The sequence below is a fragment of the Pseudomonas sp. ES1 genome (genome assembly GCF_050586605.1).
Taxonomy (GTDB): domain Bacteria; phylum Pseudomonadota; class Gammaproteobacteria; order Pseudomonadales; family Pseudomonadaceae; genus Aquipseudomonas; species Aquipseudomonas sichuanensis.
Genome location: NZ_JBOBDM010000022.1, coordinates 59,194 through 84,851, shown reverse-complemented (window position 1 = coordinate 84,851; position 25,658 = coordinate 59,194). Strand labels below are relative to the sequence as shown.

Here is a 25,658-nt window from a genome sequence, read left to right as displayed (position 1 = left end):
GAACAACAAAAAGACCAGCACACAGGGGTAGAGGGGCCATGGATCAGCCGAACAACCGCATCCTGATCGTCGAGGACGACCAGCGCCTCGCCGAGCTCACCGCCGAGTACCTCCAGGCCAACGGCTTCGAGGTGGCGGTAGAGGGCGATGGCGGCCGCGCGGCGCGGCGCATCATCGACAGCCAGCCCGACCTGGTCATCCTCGACCTGATGCTCCCCGGCGAAGACGGCCTGAGCATCTGCCGCCGGGTGCGCGGCCAGTACGCCGGGCCCATCCTCATGCTCACCGCCCGCAGCGACGAACTCGACCAGGTCCAGGGCCTGGACCAGGGCGCCGACGACTATGTATGCAAACCGGTGCGCCCACGCCTGTTGCTGGCGCGCATCCATGCCCTGCTGCGTCGCAGCGAAGCGCCGGAGCGCCAGCAAGCCCTGGCCTTCGGCCCGCTGCACATCGACCAGCGCCTGCGCGAGGCGCGCCTGGGCGGCCAGCTGGTCGAGCTGACCGGCGCCGAATTCGACCTGCTGTGGCTGCTGGCCAGCAACGCCGGGCGGGTGCTGTCGCGCGAAGAAATCTTTACCTCATTGCGCGGCGTCGGTTACGACGGCCAGGACCGCTCCATCGACGTGCGTATCTCCAAGATCCGCCCCAAGATCGGCGACGACCCGATCAACCCGCGCCTGATCAAGACCCTGCGCAGCAAGGGCTACCTGTTCGTCGGCGAGGCCGCCCAGGCACCGGCCCCATGAATTCCATTTTCCTGCGCATCTATGGCGGCATGCTTGCCGTGCTGGTACTGGTGGCCGTGCTCGGCGTGCTCAGCCTGCACCTGGCCAACGAGGTGCGTGCCGGCCAGCACCGCGAAGGCCTGGCCCAAGGCACCTTCAGCCTGATGGCCGATAACCTGGCGCAGCAGAACGACGTGGAGCGCAAGCGTTCGCTGGTGATCTGGGAGCGCTTGCTGGGGGTGCCGCTCAACCTGCAACCGCTGTCGGCTTTCACCCTCGATGGCGGCCAGCGCGCACGGCTGTACCGCGACCTGGTGGTGGTGGAAAAGACCGGCCCGCATGCCGCCCGGGTGCTGCGCCGGGTCGGGCGCGAAGACCAGTTGCTGGTGGCCGAGGTCAAGCAGGTCAGCGAGCAGTTGGCGCGTGCCACCCTTTATCTGCTGGCCGACGAGCTGGTGCGTTACCCGGTCAGCGAACAGCAGAGCCGCCTGGCGCAGATCCGCCAGAGCAAGGGCTTCGGCTTCGACATCGCCCTGCAGCGCATCGAGCGCGCGGCGCTGGATGACGACCAGCGGCGCCGGGTGGAGGAGGGCGACACGGTGATGGCGCTGGCCAAGGACGGTGACTCGATCCGCGTGTTTTCGGGCTTGCCCGGCTCGCCCTGGGTACTGGAGATCGGCCCGCTGCACCAGCTCAACCCGTACCCGCCGCAGTTGCTGATCCTGATCGCCTTTCTTGGCCTGTGTCTGATCGGCTTGATGGTCTACCTGCTGGTGCGCCAGTTGGAGCGGCGCGTCTCGGGCCTGGAAGTGGCTGCCACGCGCATCGCCCAGGGCAGCCTCGATACCCGCGTGCCGGCCGGTGACGCCGACTCGGTCGGGCGCCTGGCCGAAGCCTTCAATGGCATGGCCGAGCACCTGCAGCGTTCGCTGACCATGCAGCGCGAGCTGGTGCGGGCGGTGTCCCACGAATTGCGCACGCCGGTGGCGCGCTTGCGCTTCGGCCTGGAGATGATCGAGAGCGCCAGCACCGAGCAGGCCCGGGCCAAGCACCTGGCCGGCATGGACGGCGATATCCAGGACCTGGACAAGCTGGTCGACGAGATGTTGACCTACGCCCGCCTGGAGCAGGGCGCTCCGGCCTTGCTGTTCCAGGCGGTGGACCTGGATGAACTGCTGGCCCGGGTGATCGACGAGCTGGCCCCGCTGCGCGCCGATGTGCGCGTGCTGCGCGGCGAATGCCATGGGCTGGACGGTGGCGCTGCCTGGGTCGAGGCCGAGCCGCGCTACCTGCACCGCGCCCTGCAGAACCTGGTACGCAATGCCATGCGCCACGCCGAGTCCGAGGTGCGTCTGAGCTATCAACTCGGCCAGCAGCGCTGCCGTATCGATGTGGAGGATGACGGGCCGGGCATCCCGGAAGGCGTATGGGACCGCATCTTCACCCCGTTTACCCGCCTGGATGACAGCCGCACCCGCGCCTCGGGCGGGCATGGCCTGGGCTTGTCGATCGTGCGGCGGATCATCTACTGGCACGGCGGCCGCGCCCTGGTGGGGCGTAGCGAGCAGTTGGGCGGGGCCTGTTTCAGCCTGAGCTGGCCACGCGAGCAGCCACGGGATTAAACGCTGATCAGGCTGAGCAGGTGGCCGTCCTGCACGCAGAACTGGCCATCGAGCTCGACGCCGTGGCGCCACTGCGCCGACAGGTCGGTCAGCAGGCGCAGGCGGGCGTGGCCATCGGCGGACCATGCCAGCAGCTCGGCGTGCTCGAAGTAGAAGCGTTGTCGGGTCAGCGGGTAGAGCGTCTTGAACAGGCTTTCCTTGAGCGAGAAGGTCAGGGTCACGGCCAGTGCCTGCTGGCTGCGGTCCAGGCGTTCCAGTTCGGCGGGGGTGAGGATCTCGCCGGCCAGGCGTTCGGCACGCTCCTCGCTCAGCAGGCTTTCCTGATCCAGCCCCAGGCCGCGACAGGCGCCGTCGGCTGCCACCACGGCGGCGGCCCAGCCCTGGCCGTGGGTGATCGAACCGTGGATGCCGGCGGGCCAGATCGGCGAGCGGTCCTCGTGAGTGGCGGGCACATAGTCGCGGCCATCCAGGCGCTGCAGGGCCTCGCGGGCACATACCCGGCCGGCCAGGTACTCGGCCTGGCGCTTGGCCACCGAGCGTTGCAGGCTGGCGCTTTGCGCGATGCCGGCGCGCTGGAAGTCATCGGCGGCGAGCTGGGCCGGGTCGAAGGCGCAACTGACCAGCACCGCGCCGGGGACCGGACGGGGCAGGGGCCAGTGGTGCTGGAGGGGGGCGCAGCAGGCGGGGAGTCTGTTCATGGCGGGTATTGTGCCAGCCGTTGGGCGGGCGGTGGAGCTGAAATTGTTGGGGGCTGCTTCGCAGCCCTTTCGCTGGCAAGCCAGCTCCCACAGGTGGGTGGGAGCTGGCTTGCCAGCGAAAGGGCCGCAAAGCGGCCCCAGCGATTCTCAATCAAACGCCGACTTGAGGAACGCCTGCATGTCCTTCCACGAACTCTCGTCCGCTTCCTTGCTATAACCAATGTCCGGCCCGCCATGCTCGCCATGGCTCAACCGATCGGCATCCGGGTTGGTAAACCCATGCTTGGCCCCCGGAATCCCGACGAACTTGTAGTCGGCCTTGGCCGCATCCATCTCTGCCTTGAACGCCGCCACCTGCTCCGGCGTGACCATGCTGTCGGCCTCGCCATGTTCGACCAGGATCTTGGCCCGGATCACGTCGGGCTTGGCCGGCGTCTGGGTGACCAGCGCGCCATGGAAACTCACCACGGCATCGAGCTTCTCGCCACGGCGCGCGGCGTCGAGCACCACCTTGCCACCAAAGCAGTAGCCCACGGCGGCCAGCTGGTGTTGCCGGGTGTTGGGCTGCAGCTTCAATAACTCCAGCCCCGCGTCGAAGCGTTTGGCGGCCGCCTGCGGGTCCTTCATCGCCGCTGCCATGAACGCCTGGGCATCCTGCGGGTGCTCGGTGTGCTTGCCGTCGCCGTACATGTCGATGGCCAGGGCGTTGTAGCCCAGCGCCGCGAAATCCCGGGCGCGGCGCTTGGCGTAGTCGTTCAGGCCCCACCATTCATGCACCACGACGATACCGGGGCGTTTGCCTTCGACCGCGTCGTCATAGGCGTAGTAGCCGATCAGCGGGGTGCCATCGGCATCCTGGTAGCGGATCTCGCGGGTCTGCACCGCTGCCTGGGCAAGGGCGGTACTGCACAGCAGGGCCAGGGCAAGCAGGGAACGCATGGGCAAAGCTCCTTCTTTTGCGGTGGGTATTTCGTTCAGCCGGGGTTCAGGCCGGGTTCAGCGGTGGTTCAGGGCGTCCTCCCTACTCTAGTCCCCAGACCGAAACAGCGCATCCAACTGGAGTACGAACCTATGAAAACCTTCAACACCCTGCTTGCCGCCATGGCCGTTTGCGCCGCTGGCATCGCCACCACTGCCCAGGCCGACGACACCTTCGCCAGCCTCACCTATGGCCAGACCAGCGACAAGGTTCGCAAGTCCGGCCTGCTGCAGAGCAACACCGACCACTTGAACACCGATGGCATCATCGCCAAGGACGGTACCTGGGGCGTTCGCCTGGGGCAGATGAACAACCAGGGCCGCTACTACCTGACCTACGACAACGTCTCGGGCGAGCACAGCGGCCTCAAGCTGCGCCAGGAAAACCTGCTCGGCAGCTACGACCTGTTCCTGCCGGTGGGCGATACCACCAAGCTGTTCGGCGGCGCTTCGCTTGGCGTGACCAAACTGTCCCAGGAGTCCTCCGGCTACAGCCGTGATACCGATACCGGTTACGCCGTCGGCCTGCAGGGCGGGGTGCTGCAGCAGGTCACCGACAATGCCTCGGTGGAGTTGGGCTACCGCTACCTGCGCAGCAACGCCAGCACCGAGCTGTCGCCCCATGACGGCGCGAAGATCGGCACTCTGCGCCTGAACAGCAGCGCGCAGACCTACCTGGCGGCCAACTACAAGTTCTGAGGTCGCTGTTATCCTGTACCGGCCCTTTCGCGGGTAAACCCGCTCCCACAGGTCAAGCGCAAGCCTATAGTGCGATGCAGTACCTGTGGGAGCGGGTTTACCCGCGAATGGGATCGCACAGGCAACCTAAGAAGGAGAGTTGCATGAAATTGCTGGTGGTCGAGGACGAGGCGCTGCTACGTCATCATCTGTTCACTCGCCTGGGCGAGGGCGGCCATGTGGTGCAGGCGGTGGCCAATGCCGAAGAGGCCTTGTACCAGGCCGAGCAGTACAACCACGACCTGGCGATCATCGACCTGGGCCTGCCGGGCATGAGCGGGCTGGACCTGATCCGCCAGTTGCGCAGCCAGGGCCAGAGCTTCCCGATCCTCATCCTCACCGCCCGTGGCAACTGGCAGGACAAGGTCGAAGGCCTGGCCGCCGGTGCCGACGATTACGTGGTCAAGCCGTTCCAGTTCGAAGAGCTGGAAGCGCGCCTGAATGCGTTGCTGCGCCGCTCCAGCGGTTTCACCCAGTCGACCATCGCCGCCGGCCCCCTGGTGCTGGACCTCAACCGCAAGCAGGCAACACTGGACGACGCGCCGCTGGCGCTGACCGCCTACGAATACCGCATCCTCGAATACCTCATGCGCCATCACCAGCAGGTGGTGGCCAAGGATCGGCTGATGGAGCAGCTCTACCCGGGGGACGAAGAGCGCGACCCCAACGTCATCGAGGTGCTGGTCGGCCGCTTGCGGCGCAAGCTCGAGGGCGAGCAGGGCTTCAAGCCGATCGACACGGTGCGTGGCCTGGGCTACCTGTTCACCGAGCGCTGCCGATGATCCGTTCGCTGCGCGTGCGCCTGATGTTGGCGGCGGCGTTGTTGGCGTTGCTGTTCATGCTGGCGCTGCTGCCGGCATTGCAGAAGGCTTTCAGCCTGGCGTTGCAGGAGTCGATCGAGCAGCGCCTGGCGTCGGATGTAACCACCCTGATCTCCGCCGCGCGCATCGAGCGCGGCCAGTTGCAGATGCCGGCGCTGCTGCCGGACGAACGTTTCAACCTGCCCTACACCGGCCTGCTCGGCTATATCTTCGACCGCCAGGGCAAGCTGGTCTGGCAGTCGCGGGCCACCCGCAACCAGAACATCAATTACCAGCCGCGTTACGACGGGCGGGGCAACGAATTCGCGCGCATCCAGCAAAGCGATGGCGACGAGTTCTTCGTCTATGACGTGGAGGTCAAGTTGCTGGGCGGCAAGAGCGCCGCGTTCAGCATCGTGGCCCTGCAACCGGTGCGTGAGTACCAGGACACCCTCGATGGCTTGCGCGAGAAGCTCTACCTGGGCTTTGGCGCCGCCTTGCTGGCGTTGATGCTGCTGCTTTGGGCCGGCCTGACCTGGGGCTTGCGTTCGTTGCGCCGGCTCAGCGTCGAACTCGACGAGGTTGAAGCTGGCGCACGGGAGGGGCTGAGCCGTGAGCATCCCCGTGAGCTGCTGCGCCTGACCGGCTCGCTCAACCGCCTGCTGCGCAGCGAGCGCGAGCAGCGCCAGCGCTACAAGGATTCGCTCGACGACCTGGCGCATAGCCTCAAGACCCCACTGGCGGTGCTGCAGGGCGTGGGCGAAAGCATGGCCCAGGGCAAGCAGGAGCCGGAACAGGGGCGGGTGCTGCAGGGCCAGATCGAGCGCATGAGCCAGCAGATCGACTACCAGTTGCAGCGTGCCAGCCTGCGCAAGAGCGGGCTGGTGCGCCACCAGGTGCAGCTCGGCCCGTTGCTCGACAGCCTGTGCAGCACCTTGGCCAAGGTCTACCGTGACAAACGCGTCGAGGTCAGCCTCGACATCCCGGCCCAGGCGCGGGTGCCGATGGAGCAGGGGGCTTTGCTCGAACTGCTCGGCAACCTGCTGGAAAACGCCTACCGGCTGTGCCTGGGGCAGGTACGGGTCAGCCTGCATGAAGCGCCGGGGCTGCTGGAGCTGTGCGTCGAAGACGATGGCCCCGGCGTGCCCCCCGACCAGCGCGAGCGCATCCTCGAGCGCGGCGAGCGGCTGGACAGCCAGCACCCGGGGCAGGGGATCGGCCTGGCGGTGGTCAAGGACATCATCGACAGCTACGACGCCGAGTTGAGCCTGGGTGATTCGCCGTTGGGCGGGGCAGCGTTCCGCATCGCATTCCGCCTGGATTGAGCGTCGCTTCCATCGCCGGCAAGCCGGCTCCCACCAAAACACAGCGGCTGCTTTACCTGTGGGAGCCGGCTTGCCGGCGATGAGGCCAGCCCTGCTGTCGCTTATGCCGGTCAAGGCGGATTCCCGCCAACCTACCTTGTACGATTTCCGCCATCGGGCGGGAATCCGCCATTTCCTACCTGCATTTACGCCCCGTCCGAGGGCATTCCCACCCCGTAAATACGGGTCGTGCACCTCAAGCGGGCACCTTGGCATCACCCTTGCTATTCATCTGGCAGAGGCCTGCCCAGGCGCTCGAACACAACGACAAATCCCTCCGGGTGCAGGAGGGTTCGCGATTCAGGTGCCCCACATCCTGGGAAGGATGCGCCGGCACACTTGAGGAAAAATGAGCCATGACGACACGTCAGCCGCTGTACAAATCGCTGTATATCCAGGTGTTGCTCGCCATCACCATCGGTATCCTGCTCGGCCACTTCTATCCGGAAACCGGCGTTGCCCTCAAACCGCTGGGTGACGGGTTCGTCAAACTGATCAAGATGGTCATCGCCCCGATCATCTTCTGTACCGTGGTCAGCGGCATCGCTGGCATGCAGAGCATGAAGTCGGTGGGCAAGACCGGCGGCTACGCGCTGCTGTACTTCGAGATCGTCTCCACCATCGCCCTGATCATCGGCCTGGTCGTCGTCAACGTGGTCAAGCCAGGCGCTGGCATGCACATCGACGTCAGCACCCTGAACGCCAGCAGCGTGGCCGCCTACGCCGCCGCCGGCGCACAGCAGACCACCGTTGGCTTCCTGCTCAACATCATCCCCAACACCGTGGTCGGCGCCTTCGCCAACGGCGACATCCTGCAAGTGCTGATGTTCTCGGTGATCTTCGGCTTCGCCCTGCACCGCCTGGGCAGCTACGGCAAGCCGCTGCTGGACCTGATCGACCGCTTCGCCCATGTCATGTTCAACATCATCAACATGATCATGAAGCTGGCCCCGATCGGCGCCTTCGGTGCCATGGCCTTCACCATCGGCCAGTACGGCGTGGGTTCGCTGGTGCAGCTGGGCTACCTGATGGCCTGCTTCTACATCACCTGCGTGCTGTTCGTGCTGGTGGTGCTGGGTGGCATCTGCCGCGCCCACGGCTTCAGCGTGCTCAAGCTGATCCGCTACATCCGTGAAGAGCTGATGATCGTGCTGGGCACCTCGTCCTCCGAGTCGGCCCTGCCACGCATGCTGGCCAAGATGGAGCGCCTGGGTGCGAAGAAATCCGTGGTTGGCCTGGTGATCCCGACCGGCTACTCGTTCAACCTCGACGGCACCTCGATCTACCTGACCATGGCCGCGGTGTTCATCGCCCAGGCCACCGACACCACCATGGACATCACCCACCAGATCACCCTGCTGCTGGTGCTGCTGGTCGCGTCCAAAGGTGCTGCCGGCGTTACCGGTTCGGGCTTCATCGTCCTGGCAGCGACCCTGTCGGCCGTCGGCCATCTGCCGGTTGCCGGCCTGGCGCTGATCCTCGGCATCGACCGCTTCATGTCCGAAGCCCGCGCCCTGACCAACCTGATCGGCAACGCCGTGGCCACCGTAGTTGTGGCCAAGTGGGTCAAGGAGCTGGATACCGACAAGCTGGAGTCGGAGCTGGCCTCCGGTGGTTCGCCGCTGGTCGAGACCCGCCCGACCGACGACCTCGGCGTAGCTGAAGGCCCGGCGCGTTGATCGCGATGTGAAAAGCAAAAAGGCGACCTTCGGGTCGCCTTTTTTGTGCCTGGGACAGTGCTGGCGTCGGTACCGGTCCTTTCGCGGGTAAACCCGCTCCCACAAGGTCGACGAAATACCTGTGGGAGCGGGTTTACCCGCGAAGAGGCCTGGTCATTCGACCCGGGTCTCGCCGCTGTACACCAGAATCTCCCGGCACCGTCGGCACAGGTAGCGCCGTCCCTGGCGCACCAGCTTGTGCCGCTGCGCGGTAAACGCAAATTCACCCTCAGGGCACGGGCAGCGGTAGATGTAGCGCATCGCCACCCGCCGTTGCACCTCATAGTTGTGGCAGCGGTTGGGCGGCAGTTCGTACACCCCGCGCATGATCAGCTGCCACTCTTCGCCATGGGCCTGGATACGGTCACCGAACAGTTGATGGGCGACCAGGTGCGCCACTTCATGGGCCACGGTCTGGCGCAGGAAGTCTTCCTGGTTCTCGCGGTACAGCTGCAGGTTGAAGCGCAGCAGGTTCTCGTGCAGATGTGCGACACCCGCCTTTTGCCCGCGCAGCTTGAAGCTCACTTCCGGGCGCGGGAAATGGCGTTTGAAGAAGGTTTCGGCTTGCTGGTAACAGGTTTCGACGCGTTGCTTGAGCTGCTCGGGCATGGCGGGGTGGTTCTCCTGGCCGGGCATTATGCCGCAAGCGCTTCGGGCCTGCCGAGCCACCGATCAGCGGATGGAACGAAGCCGCCTTGCGGCGGCCTCGGTGATGCTCCCGTGTCGGGTCGATCTAATAGGTGTGTGCTAGTTGGTGTAGACGGGCCCCACGCCCAGTCCCCAGATGATCACCGTGGCGGCCATGATCGCCACCAGGACCACCAGGCCCACCGCCAGCACCGAACTGGAGAACAGGAAGCCTTCATCGGACGGAATGTTCATGAATGTCGGTAGCCCCACATACAGCAGGTAGACCGTGTAGCAGATCGCCGCCGTACCGATCAGCATGCCCAGCCACAGGTGCGGGTAAAGTGCCGCCAGGCCGCCAATGAACAGCGGGGTCGCGGTGTAGGTGGCGAAGGCGATGCATTGCGCCATGCTCGGGTTGGCGTCGTAGGTGCGCGCCATCCAGTGGATGAAGGCACCCATCACGGCCACCCCGGCGAGCATCGCCAGGTACGACATGATGCTCATCCAGATCGCGCTTTCCATGGTCAGCATCACTGCCGGGCGCTCGCCGATCACCCAGCCCACCTGGGTGGTGCCGATGAACGCCGAGACGGCGGGGATCGCCGCCAGGATCAGTGTGTGCGTCAGGTACATGTGGCTGATGCTTTCGTCCTCGCCACGGATCTCCCGCCACTCCTGGTCAGGGTGGGTGAACAGCCCAACAACGTGATGAATCATACTGGTCACTCCTATCGTCGTTGCCAAACGCCCCCCAGATGGAGCGCCTGTGGCCCGAGGCCAGGAACATCGATTACTGCGGTCATGTGGCCTTATGTCGCAGTATAGGAAGCCGTTCCCCACACAAAACCGGCTTTTTAGAGCAAATTGCGCTGTCAGGCCCGGTGTTGATTCCCTTGAAGTCTTTATCGGAATGGCCTACAGCGGTGCGCCATTTGTGCGTAAAATATGCGCCTTTTGTCACACCTCGCGGATCCAAGCGCTATGGGCACCCTCTCGGTCAACCAGAACAAACTGCAAAAACGCCTGCGTCGTCTCGCTGGCGAAGCCATCACCGACTACAACATGATCGAGGATGGCGACAAGGTCATGGTCTGCCTGTCCGGCGGCAAGGACAGCTACACCATGCTCGACGTTCTGTTGCACCTGCAGAAGGTGGCGCCGATCAAGTTCGAGATCGTCGCGGTGAACATGGACCAGAAGCAGCCGGGTTTCCCCGAGCACGTGCTGCCGGCCTACCTCAAGGAACTGGGTGTCGAGTACCACATCGTCGAGAAGGACACCTACTCGGTGGTCAAGGAGCTGGTGCCCGAGGGCAAGACCACCTGCTCGCTGTGTTCGCGCCTGCGCCGTGGCACGCTGTACACCTTCGCCGACGAGATCGGCGCGACCAAGATGGCCCTGGGGCACCACCGCGACGACATCGTCGAGACCTTCTTCCTCAACATGTTCTTCAACGGCGCGCTCAAGGGCATGCCGCCGAAGCTGCGCGCCGATGACGGGCGCAACGTGGTGATCCGCCCGCTGGCCTACTGCAGCGAGAAGGACATCCAGGCCTATTCGGACATGAAGGAATTCCCGATCATCCCGTGCAACCTGTGCGGCTCGCAGGAAAACCTGCAGCGCCAGGTGGTCAAGGACATGCTGGTGGAGTGGGAGCGCAAGCACCCGGGCCGTACCGAAAGCATCTTCCGCGCCATGCAGAACGTGGCGCCGTCGCAGCTGGCCGACCGCAACCTGTTCGACTTCACCAGCCTTACGATCGACGAAAACGCCACCCCGCGCTTTCTCGACGTGGTGAATCTCTGAGCCCATGCGCGACTACCAGTGGCTGCATGAGTACTGCCTGAATCGCTTCGGCTCGGCCCAGGCCCTGGAGGCCTTCCTGCCGCAGCCGCGCACGCCGGCGCAGTTGCGCGACATCAGCGATGACCGCTACCTGTCGACCCTGGCCTTGCGCGTGTTCCGCGCCGGGCTCAAGCACAGCCTGGTGGACGCCAAGTGGCCGGCGTTCGAGCAGGTGTTCTTTGGTTTCGACCCGGAGAAGGTCGTGCTGATGGGCGCCGAGCACCTGGAGCGGCTGATGCAGGACGAGCGCATCATCCGCCACCTGGGCAAGCTCAAGAGCGTGCCGCGCAATGCGCAGATGGTGCTGGATGTGGCCAGGGAAAACGGCAGTTTCGGCGCGTTCATCGCCGATTGGCCAGAGACCGATATCGTCGGGCTGTGGAAATACCTGGCCAAGCACGGCAACCAATTGGGCGGGCTGTCGGCGCCGCGCTTCTTGCGCATGGTCGGCAAGGATACCTTCATCCCCACCGACGACATGGCGGCCGCGCTGATCGCGCAGCAGATCATCGACAAGCCGCCGACCAGCCAGCGCGACCTGGCGTTGGTGCAGCAGGCGTTCAACCAGTGGCACGCCGAGAGCGGGCGGCCGCTGTGCCAGTTGTCGGTGATGCTGGCGCATACCGTCAACCACTGAAATCAGTGGTAATGCCATCGCGGGGCAAGCCCGCTCCCACGCATTCTGTGTGAGTGCAGCGTGGGAGCGGCGGTTCGCCGCTGCGACTTGCCCCGCGATGGCGTTCAGCTTGCTTCGCCCGCCAGGCGCCGCTCCTGCTGGAACTTCCAGCGCACGAACAGCAACCCGCTGACGAACAACCCCAGGCTCACCAGCACCTCAACCCAGCCAAACACCGCTCGCGCCGGGTCGAACGCCGCCAGCACGCCCTTGATGAAGTAGATGTTCACCACGAAGCAGGTCCAGGCATGCGCCCGGGCGCTGCCTTTGAGCATGCCGGGCAACAGCAGCAGCAGGGGGATCAGTTCGACGGCCAGGATCACCCCGACCCGCGCCCCGTGCAGGTCGGCGAACCACAGGTTGTTCACCACCAGCAAGGCGATCAGGCCGAAGAAACAGGCCAGGCTCAAGGCGCGGGTCAGCCGTACCCGTGGCGTCAGCCAGTCCAGGGGTGGCAGTACCTTGGGTTTTTTAGCCACGTTCGCCACCCAGGGCCTTGGCGGTATTCGCCAGGCGTTGGCCGAGCGCGCGGCAAAGGGTGATTTCGTGTTGATCGAGTTCGCGCTTGCCGTCGGCACCGGCATGGTGGCTGGCGCCATACGGGGTGCCGCCGCCGCGAGTTTCCAGCAAGGCCGATTCGCTGTAGGGCAAGCCCAGCACCAGCATGCCGTGGTGCATCAGCGGCAGCAGCATCGACAGCAGGGTGGTTTCCTGGCCGCCGTGCAGGCTGGCGGTGGAGGTGAACACCGCCGCCGGCTTGCCCACCAGCTCGCCACCGAGCCACAGGCTGCTGGTGCCGTCGAGGAAGTACTTGAGCGGGGCGGCCATGTTGCCGAAGCGGGTCGGGCTGCCCATGGCCAGGCCGGCGCAATGGCGCAGGTCATCGAGGGTGGCGTACAACGCGCCGCTGGCGGGGATGTCCGGGGCCACCGCTTCGCACTCGGTGGAGATCGCCGGCACGGTGCGCAGGCGGGCTTCCAGGCCGGCCATCTCGACGCCGCGGGCGATGTGCCGGGCCATCTCGCTGGTCGAGCCGTGGCGGCTGTAATACAGCACTAGGATGTACGGGGCGCTCACGGCAGGATCTCCAGCACTTTCTCCGGCGGGCGGCCAATCACGGCCTTGCTGCCTGCCACCAGAATGGGGCGTTCGATCAGTTTGGGGTGCTGGACCATGGCCTCGATCAGCTGGGCATCGGTCAAGGCCGGGTTGGCCAGGTCGAGGGCCTTGTATTCGTCTTCACCGCTGCGTAGCAGCTGACGGGCGCCGATGCCCAGCTGGCCAAGCAGTTGCTTGAGGGTGGCTGCGTCTGGCGGGGTTTCCAGATAGCGCACGATGGTGGGCGACAAGCCGCGTGCCTCGAGCAGCTCCAGGGCGCCGCGGGATTTCGAGCAGCGCGGGTTATGATACAGGGTCAGTTCGGTCATGACGGGTCGCATCCAGCAGGGTGTGGCGGCTATTCTAACCGACTTCAATGCTTGAAAACTTCGAGAAGGATTGACCCATGGCAAGGCGTTTGGCAGCTGCACTGGCCATCACCGCGAGCCTGTTGCTCGGCGGCTGCGGTGCAGACTACGGTGTGGACCAGCACGGCAATACGGTGAAGAGCGAACAGGTTGAAGGGCACTGGCTGGTGCTCAACTACTGGGCCGAATGGTGCGGCCCGTGCCGTACGGAAATTCCCGAGCTCAATGCCGCGGCCAAGCAGTGGGAGGCCCAGGGCATCAAGGTGCTCGGGGTGAATTTCGACGGCTTGCAGGGCGCCGACCTCAAGGCCGCCGCCGACACCCTGGGCATCGCCTTCACCGTACTCGCCCAGGATCCGGCCGAGCGCTACGAGTTGCCGCGCAGCGAAGCGCTGCCGGTGACTTACATCATCGACGACAAGGGCAAGGTACGAGAGCAGTTGATGGGCGAGCAGACGCTTGAAGGGCTGCAGGCCAAGATCAAGGCGCTCAAGGACGGCGCTTGAATATTTGGGGCCGCTCTGCGGCCCTTCGCGGGTAAACCCGCTCCCACAGATATGCGCGATCCCTGTGGGAGCGGGTTTACCCGCGAAGGGCTGCAAAGCAGCCCCGGGAGTTTCAGCCTTCTTCAGGCCAGAAGCGCAACGGCTTGCCTTCAGCCGGCCAGAAGCGGATCTGCTCGATCGGCGACACGTCCCAGCGCTGTACCGTTTCCAGCGCCTGCAGGAAGCGTTTTTCCTGGTCCATCAAGGCGGGCGCACACAGCTTGCGGGTCTTGCCGACCTTACCGAAGCTCAGTTGCTCGCCGTTCAGCGTGTACGGTGCGAACCAGTGGTTGCAGCCGGCATTGCCGTAGGCGCGGCCATCGTTGGCCAGGGTCAGCGTGAGGTGGCTGTAGTCGATCAGCGGTCGCTCACCGATCCATTCCAGCACATAGCTCTGCTCCTGCTGCAGGGGCGAAGGCTGCGCTGCACAACCCATCAGGCCGCCGGCGATCAGCGCGGCGCTCAACAGCTGTTTCACTCAGCGCGCTCCTGACACTTTGGGCACAGGTGCTTGTCGCCCTGGCTGGCCCAGCCCAGTTCCGCCACACGGGCGCTGGCGGCCGGTGCGTGGCCTTTCTTGCCCAGCTTGGCTTCAGCGGCGAACTCGAAATCCAGCACGGCGTCGCAGCTGTCGCACTTGACCTGCCATTCGTGGATTTCCAGTTCGTTGAACACCGGGCCCTTGGCCACGGCAACCCACTGGCCGCTCGGGTTGATCAGGTGGCGGACGGTTTCCACGGTCAGGCGCATGGACAGGGTCTTGCTGCCCTTGAGGCTGACCAGCAGCACGTCGTTTTTCTGGATCGAGCCGCCGTTGCCGGTGACCTGGTAACGGCCCGGCACCAGTGCGCGGCATTCGATCAGGGTGTGTTGCGGGTTGAAAAGGGTGTAGCGGAAATCGTGTTCGACCATGGGTCCTCCAGAATTGCCGCGTATCCTAGCATCAACCTTCGACGATGTTCTGCGGATTGCCTGCCGCCCAGCGGGTGATGTTGTCCAGGGTGGTCGCGGCGATGGCATCCAGCGCCTCGCGGGTCAGGAACGCCTGGTGCGCGGTGACGATCACGTTGGGGAAGGTCAGCAGCCGCGCCAGCACATCGTCCTGCAGGGGCTGGTCGGAACGGTCCTCGAAGAACAGTTGCGCCTCTTCTTCATACACATCCAGCCCCAGGTAGCCGAGCTGGCCGCTTTTGAGCGCATCGATCAGCGCCGGGGTGTCGACCAAAGCGCCGCGGCCGGTGTTGATCAGCATGGCGCCGGGTTGCAGCTGGGCCAGGCTGTGGGCGTTGATCAGGTGCCGGGTGTGCTCGGTCAGTGGGCAGTGCAGGCTGATGATGCGGGCTTCGCGCAGCAGCTCGGGCAGCGTCAGGTAGCGTGCCCCCAGGGCCAGCAGTTCGGGGTTGGGGTAGGGGTCGTAGGCCAGCAGCTGGCAACCGAAACCGGCCATGATGCGGGCGAACGCCACGCCGATCTGCCCGGTGCCGACCACGCCGACGGTCTTGCCGTGCAGGTCGAAGCCGGTCAGGCCATGCAGGGTGAAGTCACCTTCGCGGGTACGGTTGTAGGCGCGGTGCAGGCGCCGGTTGAGGGCCAGGATCAGGGCCACGGCATGCTCGGCGACGGCGTGCGGCGAGTAGGCGGGCACCCGCACCACCGCCAGCCCCAGGCGCTGCGCCGCGGCCAGGTCGACATGGTTGTAGCCGGCCGAGCGCAGGGCGATCAGGCGCGTGCCGCCAGCCGCCAGGCGCTCCAGCACCGGGGCGTCGAGTTCATCGTTGATGAACGCGCAGACCACCTCGTAACCGCAGGCCAGGGCCGCCGTGTCGAGGGTCAGGCGTGCGGGCTGGTAGTGCAGCTCCAGGGCCGTGCCAGCGGCGGCACGCTCGAAGCTTTCCTGATCGTAGTGCTGGCTGCTGAACAACAGAGCGCGCATGGCGGTATTCCTTTTATGGCTACGCCGCCAGTCTAGCCAGACGGGCAGGGCGTCTATTGATCTGTATGGGCTGTGGCGGCCTCATCGCGGGATACTCGATCACACACTGCATTGTGCCTGTTCCGCGAGGCGGACAATGGCCCGGTCCAGCTCATCCAGCGCCTGCTGGGCCTGTGGGTTGTCCTGCTTGAGCAAGGTTTCGCTGCGCTGGCAGGCCGCACGCAACTGTGGCACGCCGCAATAGCGCGAGGCGCCGTTGAGCCGATGCACGCGCTCGATCAGGGTAGCGTGGTCGCCTGCTTCACAGGCCGCAAGGATGGCCTCCCGTTCAGACGCCAGCGAGGCCAGCAGCATGGCCAGCATGTCCGCCGCCAGGTCCGGTTTGCCGGCGGCCAGGCGCAGCCCTTCCTCGGGGTCGAGCACTTTCAGTTCGCTGCTGTCGGGCATGCGTTCGGGGCTGCGTTCGGGTTGTGGGGCACCCAGGCTCAGGCCAGTCCATTTCATCACCACCTGGGCCAGCTGACGCTCACTGATCGGCTTGGTCAGGTAATCGTCCATGCCGCTGTGCAGCAAGGCGCGCTTTTCATTGGCCATGGCGTGCGCGGTCAGGGCGACGATTGGCAGCGCCGGGCCGCTGTGGCTGCTTTCCCAGCGGCGGATCTGTTCGGTGCAGGCTCGCCCGTCCATGCCCGGCATCTGGACATCCATCAGCACCAGATCGAAGGGTTCATCCTGCACGGCCTGGGCCGCCGCGAAGCCGCTGTCCACCGCCAGCACTTCGGCGCCCATGCCTTCAAGCAGGGTCTGCACCAGCAGCAGGTTGGCCGGGTTGTCGTCGACGCACAGCACCTTGGGCATGCGCTCGCCTGTGACATGGCGCTGTTCGCCGAGCGGGCGGCGCGGTTGCACCAGTTCCAGCAGCAGGCGGCGCAGCTTGCGTGTGCAGGTCGGTTTGGCCAGCAACTGGCCATGGGCGTTGGGCAGGTAGGGTTGGTAGAGCGGCTGCTCGGTGGTCGGGCAGAGCACCACGCACTGGCAGCCCTGGCGTTCGAGTTGCTGGTGATAGTGGCCGAGCTGTTCGGGCGAGAGGCTGCCCAGGTTGGTGCCGAGCACGGCGAAATCGAATGGCTGCCCGGCTTGCGCGGCCGCGTGCACGGCCTGCAACAGTTGGTCGTAGGAGGTGAACAGGCAGACCGACAGCCCGCAGTCCTCCAACTGATGCTCCAGGGCCTGGCGCGCCAGGTCATGGCCGTCGACGATGGCCACCCGGCGGCCCAGCAGCGCCTGCAGCGGTTGCTCCTCGATATCGTCGTGGGCCCTGGGCAGGTTGAGGCTGATCCAGAACTGCGAGCCTTCGCCCGGGGTGCTGTCGACGCCGATCTCACCGCCCATCTGCTCGATCAGTCGCTTGGAAATCACCAGCCCCAGACCGGTGCCGCCGGGCTGGCGCGACAGCGAGTTGTCGGCCTGGCTGAAGGCCTGGAACAAGGTGCGTACATCCTGCGGCGAAAGGCCGATGCCGGTGTCCTGCACGCTGATGCGCAGCTGCACGCTGTCTTCCTGCTCGTCTTCGAGCATGGCGCGCACCACGATCGTACCTTCGCGGGTGAACTTGATCGCGTTGCTCACCAGGTTGGTCAGGATCTGCTTGAGCCGCAGCGGGTCGCCCACCAGCGACAAGGGCGTGTCGCGGTACACCAGGCTGAGCAGCTCCAACTGCTTGGCGTGGGCCGCCGGGGCGAGGATGGTCAGGGTGTCCTGGATCAGGTCGCGCAGGTTGAACGGGATGCTGTCGAGCACCAGCTTGCCGGCCTCGATCTTGGAGAAGTCGAGGATCTCGTTGATGATCCCCAGCAGGTTGTCGGCGGACTTTTCGATGGTGCCCAGGTAATCGAGCTGGCGTGGGGTCAGCTCGCTTTTCTGCAACAGATGGGTGAAGCCCAGGATGCCATTGAGCGGGGTTCGGATTTCATGGCTCATGTTGGCGAGGAACTCGGACTTGATGCGGCTGGCTTCCAGTGCCTCCTTGCGCGCCATGTCCAGCTCGATGTTCTGGATCTCGATGGTTTCCAGGTTCTGGCGCACGTCCTCGGTGGCCTGGTCGATGCTGTGCTGCAGCTCTTCGTGAGCGCTGTGCAGGGTTTCGGCCATGCGGTTGATACCCGCAGCCAACTCGTCCAGCTCATGGCTGCCCATGGCCGGCAGGCGCGCGTCGAGGTGGCCGTCCTTGAGCTGGTTGACCGCATGCTTGATGCGGTTGATTGGGCCGTTGATGGTGCGGCCCATGCGCACGGCGAGCAGGGCGGTCAGGCTCAGGCAGGCGAAGATCAGCAGCAGGCTGGTGAACAGGTTGCGGTAGCCGCGCAGCAGGGTGCCGTCATGGGACAGCTCGATCTCCACCCAGCCGAGCAGCCGCTCGGCCTCGTTGGGCACGGCATCGGTGGCCAGGTCGCGGTGATGGCCGAACACCGGCATCAGGTAGCGGGTGGCGTCATTGCCGGTGCGCTGCAACAGTTGTGTGCCGGTGCCGCCGCTGGGGGGCTGGTTGAGCATGCTCGGGCCGGCGTGTGCCAGGCGCGTGCGGTCGGCGGCAAGAAACGCCACGGCGCGCACGTCGGACTGCTCCAGCGCCTGGGCGGCGATGCGCTCCAACTGCTCCGGGGCAAGGCGGGCCATGGCTGGGGCGGCCAGCGGGGCCAACTGCTCGGCGATCATCTTGCCGCGTTGCAACAGTTGCGTGCGCAGTTCGTTCTGCTGCAGCCAGGTGAAGTAGCTGCCCAGCACCAGGGCCATCAGGCTGGCTGGCAGCAACGCCAGCAGCAGCACGCGGCTGCGGATTCCCAAACGATCGAGCACACCTGTCTCCTGTCATGTGCCAACGCGCAAGCGCGCTCCAGCGGGAACGTTACTCCGGGCTTGGTGGCAATGCACTCATTTGTATTGGTTTTTGTCTGCCGGGGGCTTACCGCTCTGCGGTTTGCGAGCGCTTGCACGGCCCGCGTCAAGGTTCGCGTCGGTCGTGCAGCGGTTGCCTTGGCAAGACGGTATAGCCAATAATCACGCAACTGAGAATTGATGGCAGTTGCCAATGAATCCCGTAGCTATTCACGAGTCCAGTATCCTGGCCATCGAGGACGACCCTGTCCTGGGTGCCTATCTGCATGAAGAGTTGCAGCGCGGCGGCTTCCAGGTGACCTGGTGCCGCAACGGCCTGGAAGGGCTGGAGGCCGCCGGGCGGCAGGTGTTCGACCTGGTGTTGATGGACATCCTGCTGCCGGGGCTTAACGGCCTGGATGCCCTGGCGCGCCTGCGTCGGCACAGCGCCACGCCGGTCATCCTGATGTCGGCGCTGGGGGCCGAGGCGGACCGGATCAGTGGCTTCGAGCGCGGCGCCGACGACTACCTGCCCAAACCCTTCAGCTTTGCTGAACTGCGCGTGCGGATCGAGGCGATCCTGCGCCGGGTGGCCTTCGAGCGTCGCGCCAAGGTGCCGCATGAGGCGGGCGTCGGCCAGCTGCACTTCGACGAGCCACTGTGCGATGTCAGCCTTGAGGGTGCCTGGGCGGGCCTGACCCCCAGCGAATTCCGCCTGCTCGACATCCTCCACCGCAGCCAGGACGAAGTGCTGAGCAAGCCCTTCCTTTATCAGCAAGTGCTGCAACGCGGCTACGCCCGCCACGACCGCAGCCTGGACATGCACGTCAGTCAGATCCGCCGCAAGCTCAAGGCCATCGGCTACCACGAGCGGCAGGTCCGCACGGTGTGGGGCAAGGGCTACCTGTTTGGCGCGGGCGAGGCGGACTGAGCGTGCTCGATCGTCATTCGCTGTTCTGGAAGCTGGCCATCCTGCTGGTGGGGTTCTGCCTGTTGATGATCGGCCTGAGTTACACCTGGGGCCGGCACATGGAAACCCAGAACGCCTTCCTCTCCGAGCCGGCCCGCGAGGTATTGCGCGGCTATGCCGCTGAAGCCGAACAAGCCTGGGAAGAAGGTGGGCGGGAGGGGGTGGATCGTTGGCTGGAGGGGATGCATTCGCGCGAAAAGGGTTGGGTCGGCGTACTCGACGGTGACCTCCGGCCGCTGGGTAGCTTCAGCCTGGGCAGCGCCGAAGTTCAGCACTTGACCCGTTTGCGCGGGGTCGACTGGCCCATGAGCCGACGAAGCATCGGCCAGCCCTGGCTGCGTATACCGTTTCTTGAAGACCCGGACCAGGGCTCGCTGGTGATCGAGTTGCCCGAGCGCTTCAACCCGGGCCAGTACCGCCTTTTCTGGCGGGTGATCACCAACGGAATCATTCCTGGGTTGTTCACCCTGCTGTTGTGTGTCGGCCTGTACCGCATGCTGATCGTGCCGCTCAATCAATTGCGCGAGCAGGCCCGCGCCTGGCGTGCCGACCAGCTCACGACGCGGCTCGACTCGCGCACCATCCAGCGCCGCGACGAACTTGGCGAACTGGCCCGGGCCTTCGACCAGATGGCCGAGCGCCTGCAGGGTACCGTGGTGCTGCAGCAGCAGCTGTTGCGCGACCTCTCCCATGAAATGCGCACCCCGCTGAGCCGTTTGCGCGTGGCCTGCGATGGCGAAACCGACCTGCAGCGCCTGCGCGAACGCGTGCACCGTGAAGTGGACGGCATGCAGCAACTGGTCGAGGACACCCTGCAACTGGCCTGGCAGGATGCCGAGCGCGCACCGATGAACCTGGAGCCGATCCAGCTGCCGGTGTTGTGGGACATGCTCAGCGAAAATGCCTGCTACGAAAGTGGCTGGGCGCCGCAGCGGCTGGTCTGTAACGTGCCGCTCGACTGCTGGGTGCAGGGCAATCTAAATCACCTGGCCCAGGCGCTGGAGAACATCCTGCGCAATGCCATTCGTCATTCACCGATCGACGGCCATGTACGCCTGAGTGGAAAACGCGAAGGCGGTTACTGGCGCATCGACCTCGAAGACGAGGGCGGGGGCGTGGCCGAGGAGGACCTGGAGCGGATCTTCGCGCCGTTCTCGCGGCTCGACGGTTCGCGGCCGGGGGATGGTGGTTTCGGCTTGGGGCTGAGCATTGCCCGCAGTGCCATCCGGCGTCAGGGTGGCAGGGTATGGGCGCAGAACGGCGAGCGCGGGCTGAGGGTTTGCATGCGCTTGGCGGTGGGCGATTGCGATTCATCGCGGGGTAAGCCTGCTGCCACGAAGTGCGATGCCTCGCGATCGCCAACGGGCTTATAGCTGACAGCTATAGCGTCCTACGATTGCGTGATATGGCCGCGCGGGGTTTGCCGGTATGATAGGCGCCCCTGCCGTCCGGATTGCGATAACGCCCATGACCCTGCAGTACCCAACCATCGCCGATTGCGTCGGCAACACGCCTCTGGTTCGCCTGCAGCGCATCGCCGGGGCTACCAGCAACACGCTTTTGCTCAAGCTCGAAGGCAACAACCCGGCAGGTTCGGTCAAGGACCGCCCGGCGTTGTCGATGATCACCCGCGCCGAGCTGCGCAATCAGATCAAGCCCGGCGACACCCTCATCGAAGCGACCTCCGGCAACACCGGGATCGCCCTGGCCATGGCGGCGGCGATCAAGGGTTACAAGATGATCCTGATCATGCCGGACAACTCCACCGCCGAACGCAAGGCAGCCATGACCGCCTATGGCGCCGAGTTGATCCTGGTGACCAAGGAAGAGGGCATGGAAGGCGCGCGCGACCTGGCTGAAAAGCTGCAGGCAGAAGGCCGCGGCCTGGTGCTCGACCAGTTCGCCAACGGCGACAACCCGATTGCCCACTACAACAGCACCGGGCCGGAGATCTGGCAACAGACCCAGGGCACCATCACCCATTTCGTCAGTTCCATGGGCACCACCGGTACCATCATGGGCTGCTCGCAGTACCTCAAGGAACAGAACCCGGCGGTGCAGATCATCGGCCTGCAACCGATGGAAGGTTCGGCCATCCCCGGCATCCGCCGCTGGCCCCAGGAATACCTGCCGAAGATCTTCGACGCCACCCGGGTCGACCGCGTGGTCGACATGTCGCAGCAGGAAGCCGAAGAGACCACCCGCCGCCTTGCCCGCGAAGAGGGCATCTTCTGTGGCGTGTCTTCCGGTGGTGCGGTGGCGGCCATGCTGCGCCTGTCCCGTGAAGTCGAGAACGCGGTGATGGTTGCCATCATCTGCGACCGCGGCGACCGTTACCTTTCCACCGGCCTGTTCGATACCAACTGATGTCCAGAAAGAAAAGCAACAGCGGCCTGCGCTTCCAGCCGGCCGGCGGTGACCGTAGTACTCAGGTGCCCGTGGGCAAGAAGCAGCGCTTGCAGATCGAGCGCCTGGCCGGTGATGGCCGCGGCATCGCCTTCGTCGAAGGGCGCACCTGGTTCGTCAGCGGTGCACTGGGCGGCGAAGAGGTCGAAGCGCGGGTGCTCGCGGCCCGCGGCAAGGTGGTCGAGGCGCGCCTCGAACGCGTGTTCCAGGCTAGCCCCGAGCGTCGCGAAGCGCCGTGCAAACATTACCAACGCTGCGGCGGCTGTAACCTGCAGCACCTGCCCCATGACGGCCAGTTGGCGCTCAAGCAGCGTACCCTCGCCGAGCAGTTGCAGCGTGTCGCCGGCATCCAGCCGGACGAGTGGGTCGCGCCCCTGAGCGGGCCTGAGTTCGGCTATCGACGCCGGGCGCGGGTGGCCGTGCGCTGGGACGCCAAGGCCCGTCAACTGGACGTGGGCTTCCGTGCCGAGGCCAGCCAGGACATCGTCGCCATCGATGAGTGCCCGGTACTGGTACAACCCTTGCAATCGATTTTCCGCCACTTGCCGACCGTACTGCGCAGCTTGAGCAAGCCGCAGGCACTGGGGCATGTGGAGCTGTTCAGCGGCAGTGCCGAGGCGGTGCTGGTGCGCCATGTGGCGGCCCTTCCTGCTGAAGACCTGGCGTGCCTCGAGGCATTCTGCCGCGAGGCCGGCGCCCAGTTGTGGCTGCAGGGCGAAGGCGACCCGGCACCGGTGGATGACGCAAGTGAGCTGGGCTTTGCCCTGGATCCTTGGGCGTTGCAGCTGGCCTGGCGGCCAGGCGACTTCGTGCAGGTCAATGCCCAGGTCAACACCCTGATGATCCAGCAGGCCCTGGCCTGGTTGGCGCCGCAGGCGGATGAGCGGGTGCTGGACCTGTTCTGTGGCCTGGGCAACTTCGCCTTGCCGTTGGCCCGGCAGGCGCGGGAAGTGGTGGCAGTCGAAGGCGTGCAGGCCATGGTCGAGCGCGCCGAGGCCAATGCCCGCAGCAACAATGTGCATAACGCACGGTTTTTTCAGGCCGATTTATCGCAGCCTTTGGCGGGCGCCGGATGGGTCGCCGAGGGCTTTTCTGCGGTACTCTTGGATCCACCGCGCGACGGGGCTTACGAGGTGGTGCAAGGCATCGCTCGGCTCGGCGCGAAACGGCTGGTCTACGTATCGTGCAACCCGGCCACGCTGGCGCGAGACGCGCAGGTGCTGGTCGGGCAGGGGTACCGGTTAAAAAGGGCCGGGATTCTCGACATGTTTCCTCAGACGGCGCATGTCGAGGCCATGGCGTTATTCGAAGTGGGCTAGCGAGTCTGGTCTTCTTGGTGCGGCGTTCAGGGAACGAGGGCGGCACAGGTGATAACCAGCGCACCCGCGTGGTGCGCTGTATGGAAAGGTAAAGCAAAGATGGTACAGGTGAGAGTGCACCAGCCGGTCAACACTGACGGCAGTATCAATCTCGAAGCATGGCTCGATCATGTGGTGAGCGTCGATTCGCAGCTCGATCGCGCGTCGCTCAAAGAGGCCTGTGAGTTCGCCCAGGAAATCGAGAAGAAGGGCAACCCGGCCAAGCATTCCTGGGCCGATGGCACCTCCAGCTTCCAGGCGGGCCTGGAGATCGCCGAAATCCTCGCCGACCTCAAGCTCGACCAGGATTCGCTGATGGCGGCGGTCATCTACCGCTCGGTGCGCGAAGGCAAGGTGACGGTGGCCGAAGTTGGCCAGCGTTTCGGCCCGGTGGTGTCCAAGCTGATCGACGGCGTGCTGCGCATGGCGGCCATCAGTGCCAGCCTCAGCCCGCGCCAGTCGTTGGTGCTGGGCTCGCAGGCGCAGGTCGAGAACCTGCGCAAGATGCTGGTGGCCATGGTCGACGATGTGCGGGTGGCGCTGATCAAGCTTGCCGAACGCACCTGCGCCATTCGTGCGGTGAAGTCCGCCGACGATGAAAAGCGCCTGCGGGTGGCCCGCGAGGTGTTCGATATCTATGCACCGCTGGCCCACCGCCTGGGCATCGGCCATATCAAGTGGGAACTGGAAGACCTTTCGTTCCGCTACCTCGAGCCTGAGCAGTACAAGCAGATCGCCAAGCTCCTGCACGAGCGCCGGCTGGACCGCGAGCGCTTCATCAGCGACGTGATGAACCAACTGCAGAACGAGCTGCTGGCCACCGGCGTCAATGCCGACATCAGCGGCCGGGCGAAACACATCTATTCGATCTGGCGCAAGATGCAGCGCAAGGGCCTGGAGTTCAGCCAGATCTACGACGTGCGTGCGGTACGCGTGCTGGTGCCGGAGGTGCGCGACTGCTACACCGCGCTGGGCATCGTGCACACCCTGTGGCGGCACATCCCCAAAGAGTTCGACGACTACATCGCCAACCCCAAGGAAAACGGCTACCGCTCACTGCACACTGCGGTGATCGGCCCCGAGGGCAAGGTGCTGGAAGTGCAGATCCGCACCCACGCCATGCACGAAGAGGCCGAGCTTGGGGTATGCGCCCATTGGCGCTACAAGGGCACCGACGTCAAGCCCAGCTCCAACCACTACGAAGAGAAGATTTCCTGGCTGCGCCAGGTGCTCGAATGGCATGAGGAACTGGGCGACATCGGCGGCCTGGCCGAACAGCTGCGGGTCGATATCGAGCCGGACCGGGTCTACGTGTTTACCCCCGACGGCCATGCCATCGACCTGCCCAAGGGCGCCACGCCGCTGGACTTCGCCTACCGCGTGCACACCGAGATCGGCCACAACTGCCGGGGCGCCAAGATCAACGGGCGCATCGTGCCGCTCAACTACAGCCTGCAGACCGGCGAGCAGGTGGAGATCATCACCAGCAAGCACGGCAATCCGAGCCGTGACTGGCTGAACTCCAACCTTGGCTACGTGACCACCTCGCGGGCACGGGCGAAGATCGTCCACTGGTTCAAGCTGCAGGCGCGCGACCAGAACGTCGCTGCCGGCAAGACCCTGATCGAGCGCGAGCTGAGCCGCCTGGGGCTGCCGCAAGTGGACTTCGAGCGCCTCGCCGAGAAGGCCAACGTCAAGACCGCCGAAGACATGTTCGCCGCCCTCGGTGCCGGCGACCTGCGCCTGGCGCACATGGTCAACGCCGCCCAGCAGTTGCTCGAGCCCGAGCGCATCGAGCAGGTTGAGCTGGTGCCGCGCCAGGCCCGGGGCATTCGCGCGGGCAAGCGCAACGACATCCAGATCCAGGGCGTCGGCAACCTGCTCACGCAGATGGCCGGCTGCTGCCAGCCGCTGCCGGGCGATGCCATCGTCGGCTACATCACCCAGGGCCGCGGCGTGAGCATTCACCGCCAGGACTGCGCCTCGGTGCTGCAACTGGCGGGCAAGGAGCCGGAGCGGATCATCCAGGTCAGCTGGGGGCCGATCCCGGTGCAGACCTACCCGGTCGACATCGTCATCCGTGCCTACGACCGCCCGGGGCTGCTGCGCGACGTGTCGCAGGTGCTGCTCAACGAGAAGATCAACGTGCTGGCGGTCAACACCCGCTCGAACAAGGAAGACAACACCGCCTTGATGTCGCTGACCATCGAGATCCCCGGCCTGGATGCCCTCGGGCGCCTGCTCGGGAGGATCTCGCAGTTGCCGAACATCATCGAGACGCGGCGTAACCGTACCCCTTGAGAACGAGG

Annotated in this window: 25 protein-coding genes; 14 read left to right on the top strand and 11 right to left on the bottom strand. The window is 65.3% G+C overall.

Annotation, left to right across the window (positions count from 1 at the left end; all coding sequences use genetic code 11):
* The first annotated feature begins 38 nt into the window (after positions 1-38).
* Together ACQ4N9_RS11745 and ACQ4N9_RS11740 are read left to right on the top strand one after the other, a co-directional pair.
* On the top strand, positions 39-749 hold the full coding sequence (locus ACQ4N9_RS11745; RefSeq protein ID WP_110993002.1) for a response regulator transcription factor: 711 nt from the start codon (positions 39-41) through the stop codon (positions 747-749).
* Positions 746-2,350 (top strand): ATP-binding protein, encoded by a 1,605-nt coding sequence (locus tag ACQ4N9_RS11740; protein WP_390970393.1) that lies wholly within the window; start codon positions 746-748, stop codon positions 2,348-2,350. Before ACQ4N9_RS11745 ends, ACQ4N9_RS11740 begins: the two co-directional genes overlap by 4 nt.
* On the opposite strand, the gene ACQ4N9_RS11735 is transcribed toward ACQ4N9_RS11740, so the two are convergent.
* Complete coding sequence (locus ACQ4N9_RS11735; RefSeq protein ID WP_390970391.1) at positions 2,347-3,048, bottom strand: 4'-phosphopantetheinyl transferase family protein; 702 nt, start codon at positions 3,046-3,048, stop codon at positions 2,347-2,349. The genes ACQ4N9_RS11740 and ACQ4N9_RS11735 overlap by 4 nt on opposite strands.
* Positions 3,049-3,195: 147 nt before the next feature.
* On the bottom strand, positions 3,196-3,987 hold the full coding sequence (locus ACQ4N9_RS11730; RefSeq protein WP_390970389.1) for a dienelactone hydrolase family protein: 792 nt from the start codon (positions 3,985-3,987) through the stop codon (positions 3,196-3,198).
* Positions 3,988-4,119: 132 nt separating this feature from the next.
* Here ACQ4N9_RS11730 and ACQ4N9_RS11725 point away from each other — a divergent pair, with 132 nt between their 5' ends.
* The 4 genes from ACQ4N9_RS11725 (at position 4,120) to ACQ4N9_RS11710 (ending at position 8,607) form a co-directional block, all read left to right on the top strand.
* Entirely contained in the window at positions 4,120-4,725 is a 606-nt protein-coding gene (locus ACQ4N9_RS11725) for an outer membrane protein (RefSeq protein ID WP_125462962.1), read from the top strand.
* A gap of 143 nt (positions 4,726-4,868) precedes the next feature.
* Entirely contained in the window at positions 4,869-5,546 is a 678-nt protein-coding gene (locus tag ACQ4N9_RS11720) for a response regulator (protein WP_125462963.1), read from the top strand.
* The gene (locus ACQ4N9_RS11715; RefSeq protein WP_125462964.1) at positions 5,543-6,889 is read left to right on the top strand and encodes an ATP-binding protein; all 1,347 of its coding nucleotides are present in this window, start codon (positions 5,543-5,545) and stop codon (positions 6,887-6,889) included. The genes ACQ4N9_RS11720 and ACQ4N9_RS11715 overlap by 4 nt, the downstream gene beginning before the upstream one ends.
* A gap of 395 nt (positions 6,890-7,284) precedes the next feature.
* The gene (locus tag ACQ4N9_RS11710; protein WP_390970386.1) at positions 7,285-8,607 is read left to right on the top strand and encodes a dicarboxylate/amino acid:cation symporter; all 1,323 of its coding nucleotides are present in this window, start codon (positions 7,285-7,287) and stop codon (positions 8,605-8,607) included.
* A 153-nt stretch (positions 8,608-8,760) separates the two neighbouring features.
* Here the strand turns inward: ACQ4N9_RS11710 and ACQ4N9_RS11705 are convergent, their stop codons facing one another.
* Both ACQ4N9_RS11705 and ACQ4N9_RS11700 read right to left on the bottom strand, forming a co-directional pair.
* Positions 8,761-9,255: a SprT family zinc-dependent metalloprotease gene (locus tag ACQ4N9_RS11705; protein WP_390970384.1), complete on the bottom strand. Its 495-nt coding sequence runs from the start codon at positions 9,253-9,255 to the stop codon at positions 8,761-8,763.
* 138 nt (positions 9,256-9,393) lie between these two features.
* Positions 9,394-9,993 (bottom strand): Yip1 family protein, encoded by a 600-nt coding sequence (locus ACQ4N9_RS11700; protein WP_110993012.1) that lies wholly within the window; start codon positions 9,991-9,993, stop codon positions 9,394-9,396.
* 264 nt (positions 9,994-10,257) lie between these two features.
* Here ACQ4N9_RS11700 and ttcA point away from each other — a divergent pair, with 264 nt between their 5' ends.
* Positions 10,258-11,082, top strand: a complete 825-nt coding sequence (gene ttcA, locus ACQ4N9_RS11695; protein ID WP_125462967.1) for a tRNA 2-thiocytidine(32) synthetase TtcA — start codon at positions 10,258-10,260, stop codon at positions 11,080-11,082.
* 4 nt (positions 11,083-11,086) lie between these two features.
* The gene (locus tag ACQ4N9_RS11690) at positions 11,087-11,758 is read left to right on the top strand and encodes a DNA-3-methyladenine glycosylase I (protein ID WP_390970381.1); all 672 of its coding nucleotides are present in this window, start codon (positions 11,087-11,089) and stop codon (positions 11,756-11,758) included.
* A gap of 104 nt (positions 11,759-11,862) precedes the next feature.
* Here ACQ4N9_RS11690 and ACQ4N9_RS11685 read toward each other — a convergent pair whose 3' ends face one another.
* Genes ACQ4N9_RS11685 through arsC form a run of 3 tightly spaced genes read right to left on the bottom strand, consistent with a single transcriptional unit; the run spans position 11,863 to position 13,224 of the window.
* The gene (locus tag ACQ4N9_RS11685) at positions 11,863-12,276 is read right to left on the bottom strand and encodes a DUF2069 domain-containing protein (RefSeq protein WP_390970379.1); all 414 of its coding nucleotides are present in this window, start codon (positions 12,274-12,276) and stop codon (positions 11,863-11,865) included.
* A complete protein-coding gene (wrbA, locus tag ACQ4N9_RS11680; protein WP_153785022.1) occupies positions 12,269-12,874 on the bottom strand; it encodes an NAD(P)H:quinone oxidoreductase in 606 nt (201 codons plus the stop codon). The genes ACQ4N9_RS11685 and wrbA overlap by 8 nt, the downstream gene beginning before the upstream one ends.
* Positions 12,871-13,224, bottom strand: coding sequence for an arsenate reductase (glutaredoxin) (arsC, locus tag ACQ4N9_RS11675; protein WP_390970377.1), 354 nt, complete (start codon positions 13,222-13,224; stop codon positions 12,871-12,873). Before arsC ends, wrbA begins: the two co-directional genes overlap by 4 nt.
* 77 nt (positions 13,225-13,301) lie before the next feature.
* On the opposite strand from arsC, the gene ACQ4N9_RS11670 reads away from it, so the two are divergent.
* Complete coding sequence (locus ACQ4N9_RS11670; protein ID WP_390970375.1) at positions 13,302-13,769, top strand: TlpA disulfide reductase family protein; 468 nt, start codon at positions 13,302-13,304, stop codon at positions 13,767-13,769.
* Positions 13,770-13,881: 112 nt separating this feature from the next.
* On the opposite strand, the gene ACQ4N9_RS11665 is transcribed toward ACQ4N9_RS11670, so the two are convergent.
* The 4 genes from ACQ4N9_RS11665 to ACQ4N9_RS11650 form a co-directional block, all read right to left on the bottom strand.
* On the bottom strand, positions 13,882-14,286 hold the full coding sequence (locus ACQ4N9_RS11665; RefSeq protein ID WP_110993018.1) for an META domain-containing protein: 405 nt from the start codon (positions 14,284-14,286) through the stop codon (positions 13,882-13,884).
* Entirely contained in the window at positions 14,283-14,720 is a 438-nt protein-coding gene (locus ACQ4N9_RS11660; RefSeq protein ID WP_390970373.1) for a hypothetical protein, read from the bottom strand. Before ACQ4N9_RS11660 ends, ACQ4N9_RS11665 begins: the two co-directional genes overlap by 4 nt.
* Before the next feature lie 31 nt (positions 14,721-14,751).
* The gene (locus ACQ4N9_RS11655) at positions 14,752-15,741 is read right to left on the bottom strand and encodes a 2-hydroxyacid dehydrogenase (RefSeq protein WP_390970371.1); all 990 of its coding nucleotides are present in this window, start codon (positions 15,739-15,741) and stop codon (positions 14,752-14,754) included.
* Positions 15,742-15,840: 99 nt separating this feature from the next.
* Complete coding sequence (locus ACQ4N9_RS11650) at positions 15,841-18,597, bottom strand: response regulator (RefSeq protein WP_390970369.1); 2,757 nt, start codon at positions 18,595-18,597, stop codon at positions 15,841-15,843.
* A 232-nt stretch (positions 18,598-18,829) separates the two neighbouring features.
* On the opposite strand from ACQ4N9_RS11650, the gene ACQ4N9_RS11645 reads away from it, so the two are divergent.
* The 5 genes from ACQ4N9_RS11645 to relA all read left to right on the top strand — a co-directional run bounded on the left by ACQ4N9_RS11645 (position 18,830) and on the right by relA (position 25,650).
* Positions 18,830-19,546: a response regulator transcription factor gene (locus tag ACQ4N9_RS11645; protein WP_390970367.1), complete on the top strand. Its 717-nt coding sequence runs from the start codon at positions 18,830-18,832 to the stop codon at positions 19,544-19,546.
* Between the two features lie 2 nt (positions 19,547-19,548).
* Positions 19,549-20,958: a HAMP domain-containing sensor histidine kinase gene (locus tag ACQ4N9_RS11640; RefSeq protein ID WP_390970365.1), complete on the top strand. Its 1,410-nt coding sequence runs from the start codon at positions 19,549-19,551 to the stop codon at positions 20,956-20,958.
* A gap of 94 nt (positions 20,959-21,052) precedes the next feature.
* Positions 21,053-21,952 (top strand): cysteine synthase CysM, encoded by a 900-nt coding sequence (gene cysM, locus ACQ4N9_RS11635; protein ID WP_110993024.1) that lies wholly within the window; start codon positions 21,053-21,055, stop codon positions 21,950-21,952.
* Positions 21,952-23,310, top strand: a complete 1,359-nt coding sequence (gene rlmD, locus ACQ4N9_RS11630) for a 23S rRNA (uracil(1939)-C(5))-methyltransferase RlmD (protein WP_430932887.1) — start codon at positions 21,952-21,954, stop codon at positions 23,308-23,310. Before cysM ends, rlmD begins: the two co-directional genes overlap by 1 nt.
* Positions 23,311-23,409: 99 nt before the next feature.
* Positions 23,410-25,650 (top strand): GTP diphosphokinase, encoded by a 2,241-nt coding sequence (gene relA, locus ACQ4N9_RS11625; RefSeq protein ID WP_390970361.1) that lies wholly within the window; start codon positions 23,410-23,412, stop codon positions 25,648-25,650.
* Positions 25,651-25,658: the final 8 nt, after the last annotated feature.

Coding starts and splice junctions, on each gene's coding strand:
- ACQ4N9_RS11725 (WP_125462962.1), top strand. CDS start 4,120: ATGAAAACCTTCAACACCCTGCTTGCCGCCATGGCCGTTTGCGCCGCT.
- ACQ4N9_RS11705 (WP_390970384.1), bottom strand. CDS start 9,255: ATGCCCGAGCAGCTCAAGCAACGCGTCGAAACCTGTTACCAGCAAGCC.
- relA (WP_390970361.1), top strand. CDS start 23,410: ATGGTACAGGTGAGAGTGCACCAGCCGGTCAACACTGACGGCAGTATC.
- cysM (WP_110993024.1), top strand. CDS start 21,053: ATGACCCTGCAGTACCCAACCATCGCCGATTGCGTCGGCAACACGCCT.
- ACQ4N9_RS11690 (WP_390970381.1), top strand. CDS start 11,087: ATGCGCGACTACCAGTGGCTGCATGAGTACTGCCTGAATCGCTTCGGC.
- ACQ4N9_RS11670 (WP_390970375.1), top strand. CDS start 13,302: ATGGCAAGGCGTTTGGCAGCTGCACTGGCCATCACCGCGAGCCTGTTG.
- ACQ4N9_RS11710 (WP_390970386.1), top strand. CDS start 7,285: ATGACGACACGTCAGCCGCTGTACAAATCGCTGTATATCCAGGTGTTG.
- ACQ4N9_RS11740 (WP_390970393.1), top strand. CDS start 746: ATGAATTCCATTTTCCTGCGCATCTATGGCGGCATGCTTGCCGTGCTG.
- ACQ4N9_RS11700 (WP_110993012.1), bottom strand. CDS start 9,993: ATGATTCATCACGTTGTTGGGCTGTTCACCCACCCTGACCAGGAGTGG.
- ACQ4N9_RS11655 (WP_390970371.1), bottom strand. CDS start 15,741: ATGCGCGCTCTGTTGTTCAGCAGCCAGCACTACGATCAGGAAAGCTTC.
- ACQ4N9_RS11735 (WP_390970391.1), bottom strand. CDS start 3,048: ATGAACAGACTCCCCGCCTGCTGCGCCCCCCTCCAGCACCACTGGCCC.
- rlmD (WP_430932887.1), top strand. CDS start 21,952: ATGTCCAGAAAGAAAAGCAACAGCGGCCTGCGCTTCCAGCCGGCCGGC.
- ACQ4N9_RS11660 (WP_390970373.1), bottom strand. CDS start 14,720: ATGGTCGAACACGATTTCCGCTACACCCTTTTCAACCCGCAACACACC.
- arsC (WP_390970377.1), bottom strand. CDS start 13,224: ATGACCGAACTGACCCTGTATCATAACCCGCGCTGCTCGAAATCCCGC.
- ACQ4N9_RS11745 (WP_110993002.1), top strand. CDS start 39: ATGGATCAGCCGAACAACCGCATCCTGATCGTCGAGGACGACCAGCGC.
- ACQ4N9_RS11645 (WP_390970367.1), top strand. CDS start 18,830: ATGAATCCCGTAGCTATTCACGAGTCCAGTATCCTGGCCATCGAGGAC.
- ACQ4N9_RS11730 (WP_390970389.1), bottom strand. CDS start 3,987: ATGCGTTCCCTGCTTGCCCTGGCCCTGCTGTGCAGTACCGCCCTTGCC.
- ttcA (WP_125462967.1), top strand. CDS start 10,258: ATGGGCACCCTCTCGGTCAACCAGAACAAACTGCAAAAACGCCTGCGT.
- ACQ4N9_RS11720 (WP_125462963.1), top strand. CDS start 4,869: ATGAAATTGCTGGTGGTCGAGGACGAGGCGCTGCTACGTCATCATCTG.
- ACQ4N9_RS11715 (WP_125462964.1), top strand. CDS start 5,543: ATGATCCGTTCGCTGCGCGTGCGCCTGATGTTGGCGGCGGCGTTGTTG.